Source organism: Roseovarius sp. D22-M7, assembly GCF_037083785.1.
Classification (GTDB): Bacteria; Pseudomonadota; Alphaproteobacteria; order Rhodobacterales; family Rhodobacteraceae; genus Roseovarius.
Window position 1 is genome coordinate 91,566 of record NZ_JBAPKY010000008.1, and the last position, 19,147, is coordinate 110,712.

21 protein-coding genes and 1 pseudogene are annotated in these 19,147 nt (G+C 67.8%); 11 read left to right on the forward strand and 11 right to left on the reverse strand.

Annotated features, from left to right (window positions below):
- Window positions 1-71: 71 nt before the first annotated feature.
- The 7 genes from V8324_RS05740 to V8324_RS05770 all read right to left on the reverse strand — a co-directional run bounded on the left by V8324_RS05740 (window position 72) and on the right by V8324_RS05770 (window position 8,692).
- Window positions 72-824, reverse strand: a complete 753-nt coding sequence (locus tag V8324_RS05740) for an ABC transporter ATP-binding protein (RefSeq protein WP_336418966.1) — start codon at window positions 822-824, stop codon at window positions 72-74.
- The gene (locus V8324_RS05745; RefSeq protein ID WP_336418967.1) at window positions 821-1,687 is read right to left on the reverse strand and encodes an ABC transporter ATP-binding protein; all 867 of its coding nucleotides are present in this window, start codon (window positions 1,685-1,687) and stop codon (window positions 821-823) included. The genes V8324_RS05740 and V8324_RS05745 overlap by 4 nt, the downstream gene beginning before the upstream one ends.
- Window positions 1,688-2,599, reverse strand: coding sequence for an ABC transporter permease (locus V8324_RS05750; protein WP_336418968.1), 912 nt, complete (start codon window positions 2,597-2,599; stop codon window positions 1,688-1,690). It abuts the gene before it with no gap.
- Window positions 2,596-3,651, reverse strand: a complete 1,056-nt coding sequence (locus V8324_RS05755) for an ABC transporter permease (protein ID WP_336418969.1) — start codon at window positions 3,649-3,651, stop codon at window positions 2,596-2,598. The genes V8324_RS05750 and V8324_RS05755 overlap by 4 nt, the downstream gene beginning before the upstream one ends.
- The gene (locus tag V8324_RS05760; protein WP_336418970.1) at window positions 3,652-5,247 is read right to left on the reverse strand and encodes an ABC transporter substrate-binding protein; all 1,596 of its coding nucleotides are present in this window, start codon (window positions 5,245-5,247) and stop codon (window positions 3,652-3,654) included. It lies immediately after the preceding gene.
- A gap of 25 nt (window positions 5,248-5,272) precedes the next feature.
- On the reverse strand, window positions 5,273-6,322 hold the full coding sequence (locus tag V8324_RS05765; RefSeq protein WP_336418971.1) for a dipeptidase: 1,050 nt from the start codon (window positions 6,320-6,322) through the stop codon (window positions 5,273-5,275).
- Between the two features lie 324 nt (window positions 6,323-6,646).
- Entirely contained in the window at window positions 6,647-8,692 is a 2,046-nt protein-coding gene (locus tag V8324_RS05770) for a TonB-dependent receptor domain-containing protein (protein ID WP_336418972.1), read from the reverse strand.
- A gap of 232 nt (window positions 8,693-8,924) precedes the next feature.
- On the opposite strand from V8324_RS05770, the gene V8324_RS05775 reads away from it, so the two are divergent.
- From V8324_RS05775 to V8324_RS05800, 6 genes are all read left to right on the forward strand, one after another.
- Window positions 8,925-9,983, forward strand: coding sequence for a hemin-degrading factor (locus V8324_RS05775; protein ID WP_336418973.1), 1,059 nt, complete (start codon window positions 8,925-8,927; stop codon window positions 9,981-9,983).
- Window positions 9,980-10,882 carry a heme/hemin ABC transporter substrate-binding protein gene (locus V8324_RS05780; RefSeq protein ID WP_336418974.1) on the forward strand — a complete coding sequence of 301 codons (903 nt, stop codon included), beginning with the start codon at window positions 9,980-9,982 and terminating at the stop codon, window positions 10,880-10,882. Before V8324_RS05775 ends, V8324_RS05780 begins: the two co-directional genes overlap by 4 nt.
- Window positions 10,863-11,930 (forward strand): FecCD family ABC transporter permease, encoded by a 1,068-nt coding sequence (locus tag V8324_RS05785; protein ID WP_336418975.1) that lies wholly within the window; start codon window positions 10,863-10,865, stop codon window positions 11,928-11,930. The genes V8324_RS05780 and V8324_RS05785 overlap by 20 nt, the downstream gene beginning before the upstream one ends.
- Entirely contained in the window at window positions 11,930-12,724 is a 795-nt protein-coding gene (locus tag V8324_RS05790) for a heme ABC transporter ATP-binding protein (RefSeq protein WP_336418976.1), read from the forward strand. Before V8324_RS05785 ends, V8324_RS05790 begins: the two co-directional genes overlap by 1 nt.
- Window positions 12,725-12,807: 83 nt before the next feature.
- Complete coding sequence (locus V8324_RS05795) at window positions 12,808-13,686, forward strand: hypothetical protein (RefSeq protein ID WP_336418977.1); 879 nt, start codon at window positions 12,808-12,810, stop codon at window positions 13,684-13,686.
- A gap of 3 nt (window positions 13,687-13,689) precedes the next feature.
- Window positions 13,690-14,349, forward strand: coding sequence for a Fe2+-dependent dioxygenase (locus V8324_RS05800; protein WP_336418978.1), 660 nt, complete (start codon window positions 13,690-13,692; stop codon window positions 14,347-14,349).
- Between the two features lie 139 nt (window positions 14,350-14,488).
- Here V8324_RS05800 and V8324_RS05805 read toward each other — a convergent pair.
- The 4 genes and pseudogenes from V8324_RS05805 to V8324_RS05820 all read right to left on the reverse strand — a co-directional run.
- A pseudogene (locus V8324_RS05805) lies at window positions 14,489-14,578 on the reverse strand (Dps family protein); the annotation flags it as partial.
- A 476-nt stretch (window positions 14,579-15,054) separates the two neighbouring features.
- Window positions 15,055-15,315, reverse strand: coding sequence for a DUF1289 domain-containing protein (locus tag V8324_RS05810; RefSeq protein ID WP_336418979.1), 261 nt, complete (start codon window positions 15,313-15,315; stop codon window positions 15,055-15,057).
- Window positions 15,316-15,347: 32 nt separating this feature from the next.
- Window positions 15,348-15,506, reverse strand: coding sequence for a hemin uptake protein HemP (gene hemP, locus V8324_RS05815; RefSeq protein ID WP_336418991.1), 159 nt, complete (start codon window positions 15,504-15,506; stop codon window positions 15,348-15,350).
- A gap of 5 nt (window positions 15,507-15,511) precedes the next feature.
- Entirely contained in the window at window positions 15,512-15,679 is a 168-nt protein-coding gene (locus V8324_RS05820; protein ID WP_336418980.1) for a hypothetical protein, read from the reverse strand.
- 392 nt (window positions 15,680-16,071) lie between these two features.
- On the opposite strand from V8324_RS05820, the gene V8324_RS05825 reads away from it, so the two are divergent.
- Genes V8324_RS05825 through V8324_RS05845 form a run of 5 tightly spaced genes read left to right on the forward strand, consistent with a single transcriptional unit; the run spans window position 16,072 to window position 18,979 of the window.
- Window positions 16,072-16,521, forward strand: a complete 450-nt coding sequence (locus V8324_RS05825; RefSeq protein WP_336418981.1) for a hypothetical protein — start codon at window positions 16,072-16,074, stop codon at window positions 16,519-16,521.
- Complete coding sequence (locus V8324_RS05830) at window positions 16,518-17,198, forward strand: MotA/TolQ/ExbB proton channel family protein (protein ID WP_336418982.1); 681 nt, start codon at window positions 16,518-16,520, stop codon at window positions 17,196-17,198. Before V8324_RS05825 ends, V8324_RS05830 begins: the two co-directional genes overlap by 4 nt.
- A gap of 22 nt (window positions 17,199-17,220) precedes the next feature.
- Entirely contained in the window at window positions 17,221-17,574 is a 354-nt protein-coding gene (locus V8324_RS05835; protein ID WP_336418983.1) for a biopolymer transporter ExbD, read from the forward strand.
- On the forward strand, window positions 17,571-17,966 hold the full coding sequence (locus V8324_RS05840; RefSeq protein ID WP_336418984.1) for an ExbD/TolR family protein: 396 nt from the start codon (window positions 17,571-17,573) through the stop codon (window positions 17,964-17,966). Before V8324_RS05835 ends, V8324_RS05840 begins: the two co-directional genes overlap by 4 nt.
- The gene (locus tag V8324_RS05845) at window positions 17,963-18,979 is read left to right on the forward strand and encodes a TonB family protein (protein WP_336418985.1); all 1,017 of its coding nucleotides are present in this window, start codon (window positions 17,963-17,965) and stop codon (window positions 18,977-18,979) included. Before V8324_RS05840 ends, V8324_RS05845 begins: the two co-directional genes overlap by 4 nt.
- Window positions 18,980-19,147 lie beyond the last annotated feature (168 nt).

Here is a 19,147-nt window from a genome sequence, read left to right on the forward strand (position 1 = left end):
TTCATGACGCGAGTCCTTCGGGTTGATGGTGGCCGGTTTCGGGTTGGGCACGCGTGCCGGGCGCGCCTGCCTCAGCGGATCGAGCGGATCGAGCTTTCCAGCAAATGCCGCGTGTAAGGCGACTGCGCCTCGAGGCGGCGCATCTCGTCGACGCCCAGAACCTCGACCAGCGCGCCTTCCTTCATCACGGCGATCCGCTCTGACAGGTGGCCGACGATGCCCAGATCGTGCGACACCATCACATAGGTCAGCCCGTGCTCGCGGCGCAGGTCCACCAGCAGGTTGAGGATCTCGGCCTGCACCGAGACGTCCAGCGCCGAGGTCGGTTCGTCCAGCAGCAGGATCTGCGGCTTGCAGGCCAGCGCCCGGGCGATGGCCACGCGCTGGCGCTGGCCGCCCGACAACTGGTGCGGAAACCGGAACCGGAAGCCCGCCCCGAGGCCCACATCATCCAGCAGCCGCCCCATGCGCGCGTCGATGTCGCGCACGCCGTGCAACTGCATCGCCTCGGACAGCACGCGGTCGACGGTCTGGCGCGGGTGCAGCGAGCCGTAGGGGTCCTGAAAGACCATCTGCACCTTGCTGTAGAACGCCTTGCTGCGCGTCTTGCCAAGGGTCTCGCCCGCGACGGTCATGCGGCCGGACCACGTGGGCACCAGCCCCGCGACCGCGCGCAGGATGGTCGATTTGCCCGATCCGCTTTCGCCGACGAGGCCGAAGCTTTCGCCCGTCGCCACGGACAGGCTGACATCGCGGACGGCGCGCGTCCGCTCGGCCCCGGTGCCGAACCAGACGTCGAGGTTCTCGATCTCCAGCGCGCTCATGTCCGGGCACTCACCGACGGGGCCTCGCGCCAGGCGGGGTCGCGCTGCAGCACCTCGAGGCGGTCGCGGGGGTGTTCCAGATCGGGGACCGAGTTGAGCAGCCCCAGCGTGTAGGGGTGCCGGGCGCGGGCCAGGTCGCTTGCCTTGCAGGTCTCGACGATGCGGCCGGCATACATGATCATGATCCGGTCGCAGAAGCGCGCCACGAGATTCAGGTCGTGGCTGATGAACATCAGGCCCATGCCGCGGTCGCGCACCAGCTTGTCGATGATCTCGAGCACCTGAAGCTGCACCGACACGTCCAGCGCCGAGGTCGGCTCGTCGGCCACCAGGATCTCGGGATCGGGCAGCAGCATCATTGCGATCATGATGCGCTGGCCCATGCCGCCCGACACCTCGTGCGGATAAAGACCGAGGACACGCTCGGGCTCGCGGATCGCCACCTCGTCGAGGGTGGCGAGCGCGCGCTCGCGGGCGACGCTGGGCGAGACGCGCTCATGCGCGCGCAACGCCTCGATCAGTTGCTGGCCGACGGTCATCACCGGGTTCAGCGAGAACTTGGGATCCTGCATGATCATCGAGATCCGCCCGCCGCGCAAGGCGCGCATCCGCTTTTCCGGCAGGGCGAGGATATCCTCGCCATGCACCTCCAGCCGGTCGGCCTCGATCATCCCCGGCGGGCGGATGAGGCGCAGCATCGCGCGCCCGGTCATCGACTTGCCCGATCCGCTTTCGCCGACGATGCCCAGCCGTTCGCGCCCGAGGGTGAAGGAAAGCCCGCGCACTGCGTCGAACATGCCGGTGCGGGTGCGAAACCGCACCCACAGGTTCTCGACATCCAGCAGGGGGGCGTCGTCGGTCATCTACGTGTCCTCCTTGGGGTCGAGCATGTCGCGCAGACCGTCCCCCAGCAGGTTGAAGGCGAGGCTGATCGAGAAGATCGCGAGGCCGGGGATGGTCGCCACCCACCACGAATCGAGGATGTATTGCCGCCCCTCGGAAATCATCGCGCCCCATTCCGGGCTGGGCGGCTGCGCCCCGAGCCCCAGAAACCCGAGGCCCGCCGCCGTCAGGATGATGCCGGCCATGTCGAGCGTGACGCGGATCACGAGGCTCGAGATGCACAAGGGCCAGATATGCCGGGTGACGATGCGCAGCGGCCCCGCGCCCTGCAGCCGGATCGCGTGGATGTAGTCGGAATTGCGGATCGTCAGCGTCTCGGCGCGGGCGATGCGGGCATAGGGCGGCCAGGCCGTCAGCGAGATCGCCAGCACCGCGTTCTCGATCCCCGCGCCGAGGGCGGCGACGAAGGCCAGCGCGAGGATCAGCCGCGGGAAGGCGAGGAAGATGTCGGTGATCCGCATCAGCACCACGTCGAGCCAGCCCCCCGCATAGCCCGCCACGGTGCCCATGATCAGCCCCACCAGCGGCGCGACCATCACCACCAGCGCCACGATGTAAAGCGAGATGCGCGCGCCGTAGAGCAGGCGGGAATAGATGTCGCGCCCCAGGCTGTCAGTGCCGAAGATGTGGCCGTCCTCGCCCGGTTCCAGCAGCCGCGCCCCAAGATCCTGCGCGAAGGGGTCATGCGTGGCCAGAAGCGGCGCAAAGATCGCCGCAAGGATCAGGAAGATCAGCACCGCCAGCCCCAGCATCGCCAGCGTGTTGCCGCGCAGCGTCAGCCACGCCTTGTACCACGCCGCCAGCCGCGCCTGCCGGCGCGAGGTCGGCTCTTCGGTCAGCAGCCAGTGACGAACGGATTGCAGCGTGCTCATTTCGACCTCGGATCGAGGACGCGGTACAAAAGGTCCGACAGGATGTTGATCGCCACGAAGATGCTGCCGATCACGATCGTGCCGCCCAGCACCGCGTTCATGTCATTGGCCAGAAGCGAGGTGGTGATATATTGCCCCAGCCCGGGCCACGCGAAGATGATCTCGGTCAGCACGGACCCTTCCAGCAGGTTGGCATAGGCGAGCGCGATCACCGTCAGAAGTTGCACGCGGATGTTGCGAAAGGCGTGGCCCCAGATGACCTGCCATTCCGACAGCCCCTTGACGCGCGCGGTGATGATGTATTCCGAGCCGAGCTGTTCGAGCATGAAGGACCGCGTCATGCGGCTGATATAGGCGAGGCTGTAATAGCCCAGCAGGGACGCCGGCAGGATGATGTGCGAGAACGCGCTGCGAAACACCGCCCATTCGCCACGCAGCGCGCTGTCGATCAGCAGCATCCCGGTGATCGGCTCGACGATGCCCTGGTAGAAGATCCCCAGCCGGCCCGGCCCCGACACCCAGCCCAGGATGCCGTAGAAGATCAGCAGCCCCACAAGGCCCAGCCAGAAGATCGGCATGGAATAGCCCACGAGGCCCACGAGGCGCGCCAGCTGGTCGATCCATGTGCCCCGCCGCACGGCCGCGACGACCCCCAGCGGCACGCCCAGCAGGACCCCGAACAGCGTGCCCAGCGTGGCCAGTTCCAGCGTCGCGGGAAACACCCGCGCGATGTCGGCGGTGACCGCCTCGCCGGTGCGGATCGAGGTGCCCAGATCGCCGCGGACCACGTCCGAGACGTAGATGAAGAACTGCACCAGCAGGGGCTGGTCGAGCCCGAGATCGCGATAGGTCTGCTCGTATTGCTCCTGGGTGGCGCGCTCGCCGATCACCGCCAGAACCGGGTCGATCGGCATCACCCGCCCGATGAGAAACGTCACCAGCAGCAGCCCGAGCAGCGTCGCGGCCACGGTCAGAAGCGTCTTCAGCGTTTTCGTCAGCCAGGGCGGGAAGGACGGCCGCAGCCGTCCTTCGCCATCTGTCGCATCAGTCATCTATTTCGTGATCACCCAGTAGGAGACCGCGGTCGTCGCGCCGCCGGCGACGAAGTTCTCGACAGTCGCGCCCATCGCATTCTGTTCGATCTTCTGGAACATGATGCCGAACGGGCTGACCTGCTGATGGTCGCGCTGCAGGTCGAGATACATCTCGCGCCGGGTGTCGGTGTCGTTTTCGGCCACCGCCGCCTCGGTCCGCTTGCTCATCTCGGGGATATGCCACGCGTTGCGCCATGCCAGGATGCCGGTGGCGCCGGCCGCGTCCGAGTTGTCGGGATTGAAGGCGAAGGTGCCCGCATTCGTCTGCGGGTCGGGATAGTCCGGTCCCCACGACCCGAGATAGACGTCATGCTCGCGCGACCGGTAGCGATCCAGCGTCTGCGCGCCGGTGCCGACGATCAGCTCGACCTCGCAGCCGATCTGCCCCCACGTGTTCTGCAGGGACTGGGCGATATCCAGACGTTCCTGCGCGTCGCGCACGGAAATCTTGATCGGCCCGCAGTCGGGGTGGTCGGACTCGGCCAGCGCGGCCTTGGCGGCCTCCATGTCGAAGCTGTAGGGCGTTTCGCCCAGTGCCCCGAGGAAGGTGCGCGGCAGGAATGCCTGATGCACCGTGTACTGACCGCGCAGGAACGAGCCCGACATGCCCTCGTAATCGGTGGCCAGCTTCAGCGCCTCGATCACGCCTGGATCGGCCAGCAGGTCCTTCTTCTGGTTGGCGGCGAAATACATCAGCCGGCCGCGCAGCTCGTCCACCACCTTGACGCCCTCGACCCCGTCGAGCCCGGCGATATCCTCTGGCGAGAGGTTGCGCGCGACATCGACATCGCCGCGTTCCAGTTGCAGGCGCTGGGTGGCGCTTTCCTGGATGTGCTGCACGATCACCCGCTCCATCGCCGGGGTCTCGCCGGCGTAGTTGGGGTTGAGATCCATCAGCACGCTTTCGCTGGGGCGCCACTCGACCACCTTGTAGGGGCCCGATCCGGCGGTGTTGGTGCGCAGCCAGGCATTGCCCATGTCGCCGTCTTCGGCGTTGGTCATCACGGTTTCCATGTCGACGATGCCGCCGATGGTGGCGGTCAGGCAGTTCAGCACGAACGACACCGCGTAGGGCCGGTCGAGCGTCAGCACCAGCGTCTTGTCATCCGGCGCGACGATCGTCTCTTCGACGTTCTCGGGGGTAAAGCCGAACTGCGTCAGGATGAAGGACGGCGTCTTGTTGAGCTGCACCGCGCGGCGCAGCGAAAACTCGGCATCCTTGGCGGTCACCGGGTTGCCCGAGGCAAAGACGTGCCCCTCGGCCATGGTGAAGGTGAGGGTGCGCCCGTCCTCGGACATTTCCCAGCTTTCGGCCAGTTGCGGCTGATACCCGGCCTCCAGATCCATCGGATCGAAATTGACCAGCCGCTGATAGACGTTGCGGCTGACATCCGCGCCCGCGAATTCGAAACTCTCGGCCGGATCGAAGGTCTTTATGTCGTCGATGCGGTTGGCGATGACCAGCATGTTCGGCGGCGTCTCGGCCACCGCCGGCGCGGCGACGCCCACCGACAACAGCGACGCGACCACCGCGGCTACGAATGATTTTCTCATGGTTACCCTTCCTGTTTCATCTTGATTATTCGCCCCACGTCCGACGCAGAACCCGCAGCCAGTTGCCATGGGTGATCCTGGTCATCAGCGCGTCACCCACGCCATGGGACCGGAACGCGTCCAGCAGATCGGGCAGACCGGCGCAATCGCCGATGCCGTCGGGAACCAGCGCTCCGTCGAAATCGGATCCCAGACCGACCCTGTCCTCGCCCAGCCGCGTGAGAAGATGGTCGAGATGCCGCATGACGATGTCAAGGCCGAACTCGGCCTCCATGCGCCCGTCGGGCCGCAGGAAGGCGCTGGCGAAATTGATGCCCACCATGCCGTCGCTGTCGCGGATCATGTCGAGTTGCCGGTCGGTCAGGTTGCGCGAATGCGGGCAGACCGCCCAGGCGTTGGAATGCGTGGCCACCAGCGGCGCGTCGGTGATCCGCGCGACGTCCTCGACGCCGGCGGCGTTGAGGTGTGACAGATCCACCATGATCTTCAGGCGATTGCATTCCGCGATCAGCGCCTTGCCGGCCTCGGTCAGACCCGGCCCGGTGTCGGGATCCGACGGATACCGGAAGGGCACGCCGTGGCCCCAGAGCGTCTCGCGGCTCCAGACCGGACCCAGCGACCGCAGGCCGCGCGCGTGCCAGTCGTGCAGCCGCGCGAAGTCGCGGTCGATGCCCTCGGCGCCCTCGATATGAATCACCGCGGCCATTTCCTCGGCGGGCAGCGCCGCCTCAATCTCGGTCGCCGTGCGGCAGATGCGCACCGCGCCGGCCGCGGCCAGATCCTCGAGGGCGTCGACCCCGCGCGCGGTCCAGCCCGCGGCCTCGGCCTCGGGGACCGGGTCGGGCAGGGGGATTTCATAGGACGCGTTGCGCATCTCGTCATGGCGCAGCGCCTTGTCCTCGGGGCTGGGCACGAAGATCGCGAACATGCCCCCGCCAAAGCCGCCCGCCCGGGCGCGAGGTTTGTCGATATGCCCGTCCGGCAGGCCCGCGGCCACGCCCGCTGCCGTCACCTCGCCGCGCAGCAGCCGCAGGATCAGGTCGTTATGGCCGTCAAAGACGGGGAAATCGGTCATGGTGTCTCCGGGGGTGCCCTGTTGTTCGCTGGCGGCGGGTCATGGCCAGAGCCTTGACGAAACCGCCGCGCGGCGCAACCGGTTTCGCGATCGCGTGCCGGAGGACGCACCGGGCGGGCGCGTGGATATCCTCGTGAGACATGTCGCCGCGAAGATGCGTAAGATATGCCGATCATCCGGATCGACAGCGCATGATCGGCGCCAGGGCCGAAGTTCCGGGCAAACGCGCGGGCCTGAAGTCCACCGCCTGCACGTTTCCGGGCGCCGACGGGCCGGGTGCGGCTCACCGCAGCCCCTCGGCCAACCCCGAGTGAACACGAACAGTCAGAACGTCTTGGCCAGCGTGACCTTGAAGTTGCGTCCGGGCTGGGGACGCGAGGCGAGGTTGGGGGTGTACTGCGCGTCGAAGACGTTCTCGATCCCGAAACGGAATTCCGTGTCCTGCCATACGCCGTTGCCCTCGGGCGCGACCGTGAGGCGCAGATTGTGCACCTCGTATCCCGACCCGGACGTGCCGGGATCGCCGGTATCGATGTCGTCCGCGACGATCGCTTCCCAGCTCAGATCGTAGGTGTCGTCGAACACCTTGCCCACCGTCAGGCGCAGGTTGTCCTGGGCCTGGTTGCGCCAGTCACGCACGATCCCGATGCCGTCGACCTCGTCCCCCTCGCCCCAGGTGGCGTTGAGATCGACATAGAACCCGGTCTCCATGGCGTAGGAGGCCTCGATCTCCACCCCTCGCGTGCGGATTTCGTCCAGCGGATCCGAATCCGGCCCGCCGCCCACGAAGGATGTGACGTCCCACAACTCGCTGTCGAACCAGGTCAGTTTCAGCGCCAGCGTGTCGTTGTCACGGATCAGGCCCTGCCGGTCATAGGAAAAGCCCAGCTCGTAGGTGCGCGATTTCTCGGTCTGCGTGATGCGGTCGGGAAATTCCAGATCGTCGAGGATCGGCATCACTTCCGTGTAGGCGGCGCTGCCGAACACCGCGAGGCCGTTATCGAACGCGTAGCGCAGCGACAGCCCGCCCATCAGCGCGTCTGTCGAGAAATTCCCGTCATTGGGCGGCGTCGATCCCTGGATATCGGAGGTTTCATAGCGGATCGCGGGTGTCACGGTCCAGGCGGTTCCAATGGCGATCTCGTCGACCGCGAAGATCGCCCAGCGGTCATCCTCGCCGCCGGGGGCGGAGAAAGCATCGGCCCGCTTGCGATTGATGTATTCGATCCCCGTGGTCAGATCATGCGCGACCATACCCGTCTCGAAGAACGCGGTGTTCTTGAGCGTGACGGTCGTGGTCTCGTATCTCTGATCGGCATCGAGGAGCCCGGAACAGGGGGGTATGCTGCCCACCGGGCTGGCCGGGCACGAAACAGGGCTCTGGTCCACCTGCTCGTCGGAATGGGAATACTGCAGCGACAGGTCGATCAGGTCGCTTGTCGGGGCGAAGGCGTATTTCAGGATCGTCGTCTCCGCCTCGATCTCGCGGTCGACATTGCCGAAGAAGGTGATGTTGCCGAAGGAATCATACGGCACGTCGAATTGCGAGCTTTTCGTGCGCTGGTAACTCGCCTCGAGCGCATGCGCCTTGGCGTCGCCGAACCGGTACTTGCCCTTCACCAGGATCGATGGATCGTCGATCTCCTCGCGGCCGGGATTGATGATGTCGCCATTGCCATCCTCGGGAAAGCCCAGCCTGCGCCGCGTGTAGTTGACCAGAAATCCCAGATCCTCGGTCGGCTGCCACGCGCCGATGCTCGACAGCGCCACACCCGATCCGTTGGTGCCGAATTCCAGCGTCTGGCGCAGGGCGGCGCCGGGGTCGCCCCCGGTCAGATCCTCGGGGTCGATGGTCTCCAGCCGCACGACACCGCCGACCACGCCCGAGCCGTATTCGAACGACCCCACGGTGCCGCGGATCACCTCGGCCTCGCGGTAGAGGAACGGATCGGTGAAAAGCTGCGTGCCGATGCGGTAGAGTTCCTCGGCGCCCCGCGTCGCGCCGTCGATCTGGATCAGCACCTTCTGGTCGCTGCCGAAGGTCTGGTTGGAGCCGAAGCCGCGGATCGAGATGCCCGAGCCCTGCTTGGTGTCGCCGTTCACCAGCGCCACGCCGGGCACGGAATCGATCAGCTCGGCGACGGTGCCGGCCTGCCGGTCGCGGATCTCGTCCTCGTCGATCACCGTCACCGGAGTCGCGGTCCGGGTCTGTACCGGGCGCTTGCTTTCGCCAAGCGTCAGCGTGCCGAGGAACCCGTCGGCCGCTATGCCGCCCGCGGCGCCCGCGCTATTCTGCGCCGAAAGCGGTACGCCCCAGCCCACGCAAAGCGCCGCGGGCACCATCAAGATCCATCGCGAATTCTGTGCCATGTCAGTCCCTTCACTTCAGCAACACGGGGGGGATCACCGATATGCTTGCAGGGGGCTGGCACGGTCCTTTCTGTCGGCCCCGGGCATCATCTGCATCCGGGGCTTGCATGCGTTACTATTATATGAGTAATTAAGTCAAGATAAGGTGCCGGACAAAAAACGCCGGGCGCCCGCAGCCACATCGCGTGTCGCGATGCAGCCAACCCTTGCAAACAACAGCACAGAGGTCGGCATGGTTGCGACAGATCACCCTTCACCGCAGACGATCCGCGATTTCTCCGCGGCCAATCCTAAAATGCGCACGCGCGATCAGGCCGACGCACTTGGCATTTCCGAGGCGCAGCTCGTCGCCGCGTCCTGCGGCGCGGGTGTCGTGCAGATCGATCCGCATCCCGACCGGGTAATGGCCGCGGCGCAAAAGCTGGGCGAGGTGATGGCGCTGACCCGCAACGCGTCCTGCGTGCACGAAAAGATCGGGCGCTACGCCAATTACCACCCCGGCAAGCATGCCGCGATGATCCTGACGCCCCAGATCGATCTGCGGATCTTCCCGGCGCACTGGTGCCACGCCTTCATGGTCGAGACCGCAACCGGCAGCGGCCCGCGCCGCAGCCTGCAGGTCTTCGACGCGGCGGGCGACGCGGTCCACAAGATCTTCCTGCGCGATGGCGCCTCGCTGGCGGCATGGGACGCTCTGCGCCTTTCGGACGCGCTGCCCGATCAGGCCGAGATCCTCGATTTGGCCCCGCGCCAGCCCGCCGAGGCCCCGAAATCCAGCCCCGACAAGGCCGAGACGTTGCGCGCCGAATGGCGGCGCATGACCGACACGCATCAATTCCTGCGACTGGTGTCGAAGATGAAGATGAACCGCCTCGGCGCCTACCGCATCGCCGGTGCCCCCTTCGTGCGCGCGCTCGATCCCGGCGCCGTCGATGCCATGCTCGGCCGGCTGGCCGAGACCGGCATCGCGGTGATGATCTTCGTGGGCAATCGCGGCTGCATCCAGATCCATTCCGGCCGGGTCGAGACGCTCAAGCCAATGGGGCCTTGGCAGAACGTCATGGATCCCGGATTCAACCTGCATCTGCGCCGCGACCACATCGCCGAGGTCTGGGCGGTCGAGAAACAGACGCGCGACGGGCCCACAACCTCGGTCGAGGCGTTCGACGCCGAGGGCGGGCTGATTTGCCAGGTCTTCGGCCTGCGCAAGGAGACCGGCGATCACCGCGCCGCCTTTGCGGGGATGGTGGCGGAGCTTCCCAGCATTTCCGCGACCGAGGTGGCACAATGACCCGCGCGACGCTCAGCCGCCGCGCGCTGCTGGCGCAGGCTGTGGCGAGCGGGGCCGCACTATGCGCCCTGCCCGCCTTTGCCGACAGTGACGCGCGCCTGCTGTCGATCGGCGGGTCGGTGACCGAGATCGTGCATGCGCTCGGGCAGGGCCACCGCCTCGTGGCGCGCGACACCACCTCGACATACCCGCCCGAAGTCGAGGATCTGCCGGATGTGGGGTACGCGCGCGCACTCAGCCCCGAGGGTGTTTTGTCGGTCAACCCCTCGCATATCCTCGCGATCGAGGATGCCGGCCCGCCGGAGACCATCGACGTGCTCAAGGCCTCGGGCATTCCCTTCACCTCGGTGCCCGACGCACGCGACGGCCCCGGAATCCTGCGCAAGATCGCGGTCGTCGGCGACGCCCTCGACACCGCCGCAGGGGCCCGCGCGCTGATCGCCGAGACGCGCGCCGCGCTCGACGCCGCCGCACGGCAGACCGCGCGCATCGCACCGGAGAACCGCAAGCGCGTGCTGTTCATCCTCAGCCTGCAGGGCGGGCGCATCCTCGCCGGCGGGCGCGACACGCAGGCCGCGGGCATCATCGAGATGGCGGGCGGCATCAACGCGGTCGACGCCTTCACCGGCTACAAGCCGATGACCGACGAGGCGGTCACCCGCGCCGCCCCCGACGTGATCCTGATGATGGATCGCGGCGGCGATCACGCCGTCACCCGTGACGCACTGCTGAGCATGCCCGCCATCCGCACTACCCCGGCCGCACGGGACAACGCGGTGATCCGCATGCCGGGGCTTTACCTGCTGGGCTTCGGGCCGCGCACGGCGCAGGCGGTGCGCGATCTCAACACGGCGATCTACGACACACAACAGGGCCGCGATGACACTGACCCAAGCTGACACTGCCGCCGCGATCCCCCCGCGCGACCGCCGCGCCGTGGCACGCCGCGCGCATCTCTGGCTGGGGCTGCTGTTGCTGGCAATCTGCGCCCTCAGCCTCGAGACCGGCGCCTCGGGCGTGTCGCTGCTCGATCTGGTGACCGGCGGCGCGCAAGCCGACCGCTTCAGCGCCGTGATCCTGTGGGAGATCCGCCTGCCGCGCGTCGCCCTCGGCGCGCTGGTGGGCGCGGCGCTGGCGGTGTCGGGCGCGGTGATGCAGGGGCTGTTCCGCAACCCGCTGGCCGATCCGGGCATCGTCGGCGTCAGCGCGGGCGCGGGCCTTGGCGCCGTCTCGGCGATCGTTCTGGGCGGGCTGCTGCCGCCCGCGCTGCAAGCGATCATCGGCATCTACACCGTACCGATTGCCGCGTTCCTCGGGGGCTGGGCCTCGGTGCTGCTGCTTTACGCGGTGGCCACGCGCGGCGGGCAGACCTCGGTCGCGACGATGCTGCTGGCCGGCATCGCGCTCGGCGCGCTGTCGGGCGCGGTGTCGGGGCTGCTGGTCTACGCCGCCGACGACCAGCAACTGCGCGACCTGACCTTCTGGGGGCTCGGCTCGCTCGCCGGGGCGACATGGGCCAAGGTCGCGACCGCCGCGCCGATCATCCTCGCCGCCCTGCTCGGGGCATCGCTGCTGGGGCGCGGTCTCAACGGGCAGGCCTTCGGCGAGGCGACGGCGCTGCATCTCGGCATCCGCGTGCAGCACGTCAAGCGCGCGGCCATCCTCACGGTCGCCGCCGCCACCGGGGCCGCGGTCGCGGTGTCTGGCGGTATCGGCTTTGTCGGGATCGTCGTGCCGCACCTGCTGCGGCTGGCGACCGGGCCGGATCACGGCCCGCTGCTGATCAATTGCGCGCTGCTGGGGGCCGGCCTGCTTCTGGCCGCCGACATCATCAGCCGGCTGATCATCGCCCCGGCCGAATTGCCCATCGGCATCGTGACGGCGGTGCTGGGCGCGCCGGTCTTCCTGTGGATCCTGCTGCGGCGGCGCGGGCTGGTGGATCTGTGATGCTGCACGCACGCGACCTATCTGTCGAGATCGGCGGCACGGCCATCCTTCACGACGTGGATTTCACCGCCGAACCGGGCGCGGTCACCGCCATTGTCGGGCCCAACGGGTCGGGCAAGACGACGCTTCTGCGCGCGCTCACCGGCGAGATCGCGGCCCAGGGCACACGCAGGCTCGACGACATCCCCATCGGCCCGGGCAATGCCGCCGCCCTTGCCGCGCGGCGCGGTGTGCTGCCGCAATCCGCGCGCGTCGCCTTTCCCTTCACCGTGGAAGAGGTCGTGCGCATGGGTCAGCGTGCGGGACGCTACGCCGACCGTCCGGGGATCGTCGCGCAGGCCCTCGACCGGGTCGGGCTGCGGCACATGGCCGGCCGCATCCACCAGGACCTGTCGGGCGGCGAACAGCAACGCGCGCAGCTGGCCCGCGTACTGGCCCAGATATGGGCGCCGACAGGGGCCGCGGGCGCCAACTGGCTGTTCCTGGACGAGCCCGTCGCCAGCCTCGATATCGGGCAGCAGCTTGCCGTGATGCGGCTGGCGCGGGATTTCGCCGAGGCCGGCGGCGGCGTCGTGGCGGTGATGCATGACCTGAACCTCACGGCGATGTTCGCCGATGCGGTCTGCGTCCTGCATGCGGGCCGCATCGCCGCCACCGGCGCGCCAGCCGACGTTCTGACTTCGGCGCTGCTGTCGCGGGTCTATGACTGCGACCTGCGGGTCAGCACGCCCCCGCCGGGGGCCGTGCCCTACCTGCTGCCGCAGGCCAGCGGGGCCGCGATGGGCCGGGCCTGACATGGCGCCCGGTCGCGGCCCTGTTCTTGACAATTCCGACTGATTTAGTAAGCAATAAGAAACCAAACCGGGAGAGCGAAGACATGACCAATTCGACAGACAAGACCACACGCCACGTCGTTGCACGTCGCATGACCGGCGGCCTCGCCGCGCTCGTCACGGCAGGGGCGGTGACGGCCGGCCACGCCGGAGCGGCAAGCGACACGCAACCGGCCGACGACCCGATCCGTCTGGCGCAGGCCAGCGGCGAGGGAGAAGCCTCCGCCGGCGGTGAGGGCGAAGGCGAAGGTTCCGCGGGCCTCGCCCCCGAGACCGCCTTCCTCAGCGCGCTCGGCTTCATGGAAGGCCATCTCAGGGCCGGTCTCGCGCTTTACGAAGCGGGCGACCTCGAGGCCGCCAAGACCCATATGGGCCACCCCATCGAGGAGAAATACGACGCCGTTGCGGACCAACTGGCAGAGCTCGGGCTGGAGGGCATGAAAGGCGATCTCGAGGCACTGGCCGCCGCCACCGAGGCGGAGAAGCCGTTCACGGAGGTCTCGTCGCTTTTCGACACCGTTCACGCCGGGATCGAGCAGGCGCGCGCCGAATACACGCCCGCCCGGCAGGTGGACGGGCTGATCGCGCTGACCCGCGTGGCGGGCGACGAATACAAGGTCGCCGTTGCGGGTGGCGAGGTGTCGAACCTGCACGAATATCAGGACAGCTGGGGCTTCCTGCGCACGATCGAGCATGAGGCGCGCCAGATGGCCGAAAGCGACGACCCGGCCGTGGCCGAGGTCGGCACGGCGATCCTCGAACAGGTCGAGGCGACCGGGGCCGCCTTCGGGGACCTGCAGGGCGAAGGCTCGTTCGAGATGGAGCCGAGCATCCTTTACGGCGCGGCCGCCCGGATGGATCTGGCCGCGAACGCGCTTTCGGCCGGTGACAGCGAAGGAGAGGGCGAGGGCGAGGGCCAGTAACGCATGGTCTTCGTGATCGGAAACGTGCTGAACGCGGATGACCTGGCGGCCTTGCAGGAGGCCGCCGATCGTCTCGATTATCAGGATGGCCGCAAGACCGCCGGGCGGTACGCCCGCCGGGTCAAGACCAACCAGCAGGCCAGACCGTCACCGGCGCTGGACGCCATCTTCGACACGGTGCGCAAGACCGTGGACGCCAACGAACTGGTGACCTCGGTCGCGCGCCCGCGCCGTTATGCCCGCATGCTGCTGTCGCGGTATCGCGACGGCATGTCCTATGGCCCGCATGTCGACGATCCGGTCATGAACGGCAACCGGACCGACCTGTCCTTCACCCTGTCGCTCAGCGATCCGGCGCGCTATTCGGGCGGCGCGCTGGTGATGGAGGATGCGCTGGAAGACCGGGCGATCACCCTGCAGGCCGGGGACATGGTGCTTTATCCGACATCCGCCCTGCACCGGGTGGAGCCCGTGACCGAAGGCGAACGGGTGGCGATCGTCGGCTGGATCACGAGCTGGGTGCGCGACCCCGGGCGGCGCGAGATCCTGCATGATCTCGACGTGGCGGCGCGCGGTATCTTCGACACGCAGGGCAAGACCGCGGCCTTCGACCGGATCTTCAAGGCGAAAGCCAACCTGTCGCGCATGTGGTACGACGACTGAGCAGTCCGGCCGTGCTGAGCATGCCTTGAGCCGCTCTGCATCGCCACCCCCCTATGCCAGGGAGCGCAATCAAGGCCGCGCGCCCGCGGTTGAATGGTCGCCGCAGGCTGGATCCTTCGGCCGCCTGCATCAGCGCAGATGCGCGCAGCATCCAGGCGCATTTCTCATGCGTCCGACCGCGTTCGATGCACAGATCCTCGGTCAGCGTGTCGCCGTGTTTCGCGGCCAAGTCACGACCGTTTCGGCGGTGCACCGGGTCAGCGCCTCGTTGATCCGGGTACTTGCATCCGTCGAAAGTGATCGTGCGGTCTCGGTCATTTCCGTCTCCCGGGGCGCGGATCCTTCCGGCTGGCTCGGCGGCTGGCCATGGCCGAAATTTCGAGCCCGATCCCGTCATCTTGCCAGAGCTTTCAGGATCTTTCCAAACCTGACCGCAAGTCTCGATGACGGTTCGCAAAAGAAATACCAGGTGTCTGCGGCTGAGAACGGCAGTGCAAAGGCGAGCCACGGACATGGCGTGATAACCGCGCTGCGGGCAGCGAAAAATGTTGTCGCTCTGGCCCTTGCTGTTTGCAGAAAGGGGCGGGTGATTTTCGTCGTGGAGTCATATTTGAAGGTCCGCCTCGCGCGTCGGGCGGGGGGGGGGGGGGCGATGCCCCAGCGGCGCGGCCGCTGAACGGGGCGATGTTTCGGGCATTGCCGATGTCACGCGGCCTTGCCCCCGTCGAGCACCTTCAACGCGACCTTCTTCTTCCGGCATTTCTTTTCAAAGGCCTCTCGCCAATGCGTGTACCGCCCCATGACCGCCTGCTGCGCGACGACCAGCTCGACGAACGCTTCGCGATGGGCGTCCTTCTCCAGCGCCTTGAAGGCCGATTTCTGCTGCTTCGTCATCGAGCAGCCGATGCAATGCCCGTCGCGCTTGAACTTGCAGACATCGATGCAGGGGCTGGGTATCTTGCTCATGCGCGCCTCTCGGGGGGTTGCGACCAGCGTCGTCACTTGGTCAGGATCAGCTTGCCGGACCGGGTGATGCGCAGCGTGTAGACCTGACCGTCCAGCACGATCCGGGCGGTTCCATTCTCTTGCACCAGATCCCGCGCATCATGAGTGACCGGGCAATGGGTGTCGGGCAGGCGCGCGTCGGTGGTGCACATCCCGCTCACCGCACGTCTTTCCCCTGCCGCGCCTGCGCGCGCTGCAGATCGATCAGATGTTCGAGCGCCAGACCTTCCGTGCCGGCCCCCTCAGCCCCGGCCTGAACGATCTCGCGCCAGCCATTTGCACCTCTCGCCTCTATCCGCGGGGTCTGCGCGGGCTTGGATGTCATCGCGGGCCTTTCCTTGGCGTGTGGCCGTGATCCCTGCCGCTGGCGATGGACGACAATCGACCACGCCCGGCACGATCACGACAAAAACACTTGTGTACTCCGGGTAGCCTTTTCCGAGCGATTGAGTCAAGAAAAGAGTTCCCGAACCCGGGCTCGTGGCGCGCGGCCCCGCCAGAGCTCACGCGCCACCGGACCCTCTGACCTGCGGCGCGCCGGCCGATCCTTTCGGTGACACTGTCGCTACACAAACTTGACTCTTTTCCTCGTCGAAGGGTAAACGGCACTCATGGCGCGCCTGAAATGGGCCGCGCCGACGATATCACCCCGTGCCAGCCCCGTGCCAGCCATGCGGTTCATCTGTCCTCCGGACCGGAGGATGAAAGGAGCTTGTCATGGATGCGCCTCACTGCGCCCATCCCTTGCTTGCCGCGGCCCTGTGCCTTGCCGTGACGGGGCCGGGGCTTGCGCAACCATCCGGCAACGACCCCGCGCCCCGGTTGGGCCTCGCGCTCAACACCGTGTCCGCCACCGAGGCGGGGGGCTGCCGGCTGACCTTCGTGATCCGCAACGATCTCGGCGCGGCGATCGACAAACTGGTCGCCGAGGCGGTGCTGTTCGACACCGAGGGCCACGTCGCCACCATGACCCTGTTCGATTTCGGCACCCTGCCCGAGGGGCGCCCGCGCGTGCGGCAATTCGATCTGGCCGGGTCGTCCTGTGAGGGTATCGGCGCGGTGCTGGTCAACGGTATCGGCACCTGCGAGGGCGAGGGCCTTGCGCCCGCCGCGTGCCTGAAGGGGCTGCGCCTGTCCTCGGACACGGATATCGAGGTGACGGGATGAGCGTGATCGACGCGATGATCGCGCGACTGCAGGGGCTGATCGACACGGGCGGGCCGGTGATCGCGATCATCGCCGTCATCTCGGTGGCCACGCTGGCGGTCGTGTTCTACAAGCTCTGGCAATTCCGCGCCTCGGGCGTGGGCCGCCATTACGCGCTGCGCGCCGCCGTGACCGAATGGGACCGCGGCGACGGCGATGCCGCACGCCGCACGCTCACCGGCTCTCGCAGCTATCTCGCGCCGGTCATCTCCCGCGCCTTCGCGGCGCAGGACCCGCGCGACAGCGCCGCCATCCGGCGGATCGAGGCCGAGGCCGAGGCGCGCTTTTCCCGGCTCGAACGGGGATTCCGCTTTCTCGACACGGTGGCGCAAGTGGCCCCGCTGCTGGGGCTTTTCGGCACGGTTCTGGGCATGATCGAGGCATTCCAGGCGCTGCAATCTGCCGGCTCGCAGGTCGATCCGTCGCTGCTCGCGGGCGGCATCTGGGTCGCGCTTCTGACCACCGCCGCCGGTCTGGCGGTGGCGATGCCCGCCTCGGTCGTCCTGTCATGGCTCGACTCGCGGCTGGCCGCCGAGCGTGCGCTGGCCGATCACGCGCTCGGCGTGGTGCTGCGCCCCGACGGGCAGGGCGCGGCACAAGGCGCGACGCAGGGCCGGGCGGTGCCCGATCTTGCGTAATCCGGCGTTCCGGCGGCGCAGGATGTCGCTGACCTCGCTCATCGACGTGATCTTCCTGCTGCTGCTGTTCTTCATGCTATCCTCGACCTTCTCGCAATTCTCCGAGGTGACCCTGACCACCGCCGGGGCCGGGCACGCGAGATCCCCGGACACGCCGCCGATCTTCGTGCAACTGCGCGCGAACAGCCTGCGGGTCAACGCGCGCGAGGTGACGCTCGATGCATTGCCCGCGACACTCGGCCCCCTGATGGGCGACGGCGAGAGCCGCGCCCTCATCAGCACGTCCGCAGATGTCAGCGCGCAGCGGCTGACGGACCTGCTGCTGGCCTTGCGCGGGGCGGCCGGGCTTTCCGTGCAGGTGCTGGTGCCGTCATGAGGAAACCTGCGCCACGGTCCCGCCGCGAGCCGACGATCGCGCTGATCAACATCGTCTTCCTGATGCTGATCTTCTTCATGGCCGCCGCCACGATCGCCCCGCCGATCGACGGCGACCTGCGGCTTGTGCGCACCGAGGACCTCGAGGGGCGCGCACCGCCCGACGCGCTTGTGGTCCATGCCGACGGTCGGCTGGTCTATCGGGGCGCGGCCGTGCCGGATGCGCGCGCCTACATGTGGGCGGCGTACACAAACCGGGGGGAAACGGTACGCGATGTACGCATCGTGCCCGATGCAGACCTGCCCGCGCCCGACCTGATCCGGCTTGGCGAAGCGCTGCGCGCGGCCGGGGCCGAACGCGTCGTGATGATCACCGAACGGGGGCTCGAATGATCCGGGCCTCGCGCAGCATGATAATGGTCTGCGCGGGGGCGGCCCTCGCCCTGCACGGCGCCGGTCTGTGGGTCTCCGATCCGCGCGCGACGATCGAGATCGACGGCGGGGCAGGCGCGTCCGAGGCGATGCTGGGCAGCAGCTTCGCCGACATGGTGGCTGGCGCCGTGCAGCCCGTCTCCGACAGCACCGTCACGCCCAACCGGCAGGTGGTGGAGATCCTGGAGCCGACCGAACCGGCCGAGATCGCGCGCCCAACGGCGTCTGCGCCTGGTGTCGCACCACCCGAAACCGCCCCCGCAGCCGAGGACGCGGTGCCGCTCCTTGCCGCGCGCGATCCCGATCTTTCGGCGCCCCTTGCATCGGAAAAGTATTCGATTCCAATGGTTTCCGCCGCCGATCCTCTCAGGCCGACATCTCCGGCCAGCCCCCGCGACAGCACACCGTCACCAGTGATCGCCGCGACATCCCCGGTCGAGTCCGCCGAAGCGCCCGCGAAAGACGTGGTCGGGGCGGAACCCGGGCCGCAGCAGGGAGTGCAGGTGTCGCGTCGCCCGCAGGCCCGCCCGCGAGAGGTCGAACAGGCAGCTACCGCACGCCAATCGCCTGCGCGCCAAGAGGCGCGCAGCCGCAGCCGCCAAGGCAACAACGCGACCCGCAACGCCAAAGCCGGCAGCGCCGCCGGCCGAGAGAGCGCCACTGCCACGCGACAGGGCCGCGACACGACACGCCGCAGCGAGGCGCAGGGTAACGCCGCCGCCAGCAACTATCCCGGTCTCGTGATGCGCCACCTCGCCCGCGTTCCCCGCCCGCGCGCCACCTCTCGCGGGGCGGCAATTGTCCGGTTCTCCATCGGCACGGGCGGACGGCTCGCCTCGGTCGGGCTCGCCCGCTCCTCGGGCTCGTCCCGGCTCGACCGCGCGGCTCTCACCGTTGTGCGCCGCGCCGCCCCGTTTCCCGACCCCCCGTCTGGCGCGCAACGCAGCTTTTCTGTAAAGATCGAAGGAAGGTAACGGCGGGATTTTTGTGCCTGAGATCCACCTCAACCCGAAATAAGCATGCTCGGGGCAAGGCCATTGTCGCGCCCCTGATGCGGTTGTCTGATCGCTTTTGTCGCGTCAGGCCCTGCTCGCCTGAATGCGTGGCTGCCGGAGGCATGGTTGTCTCCGCGGTCGGCATGG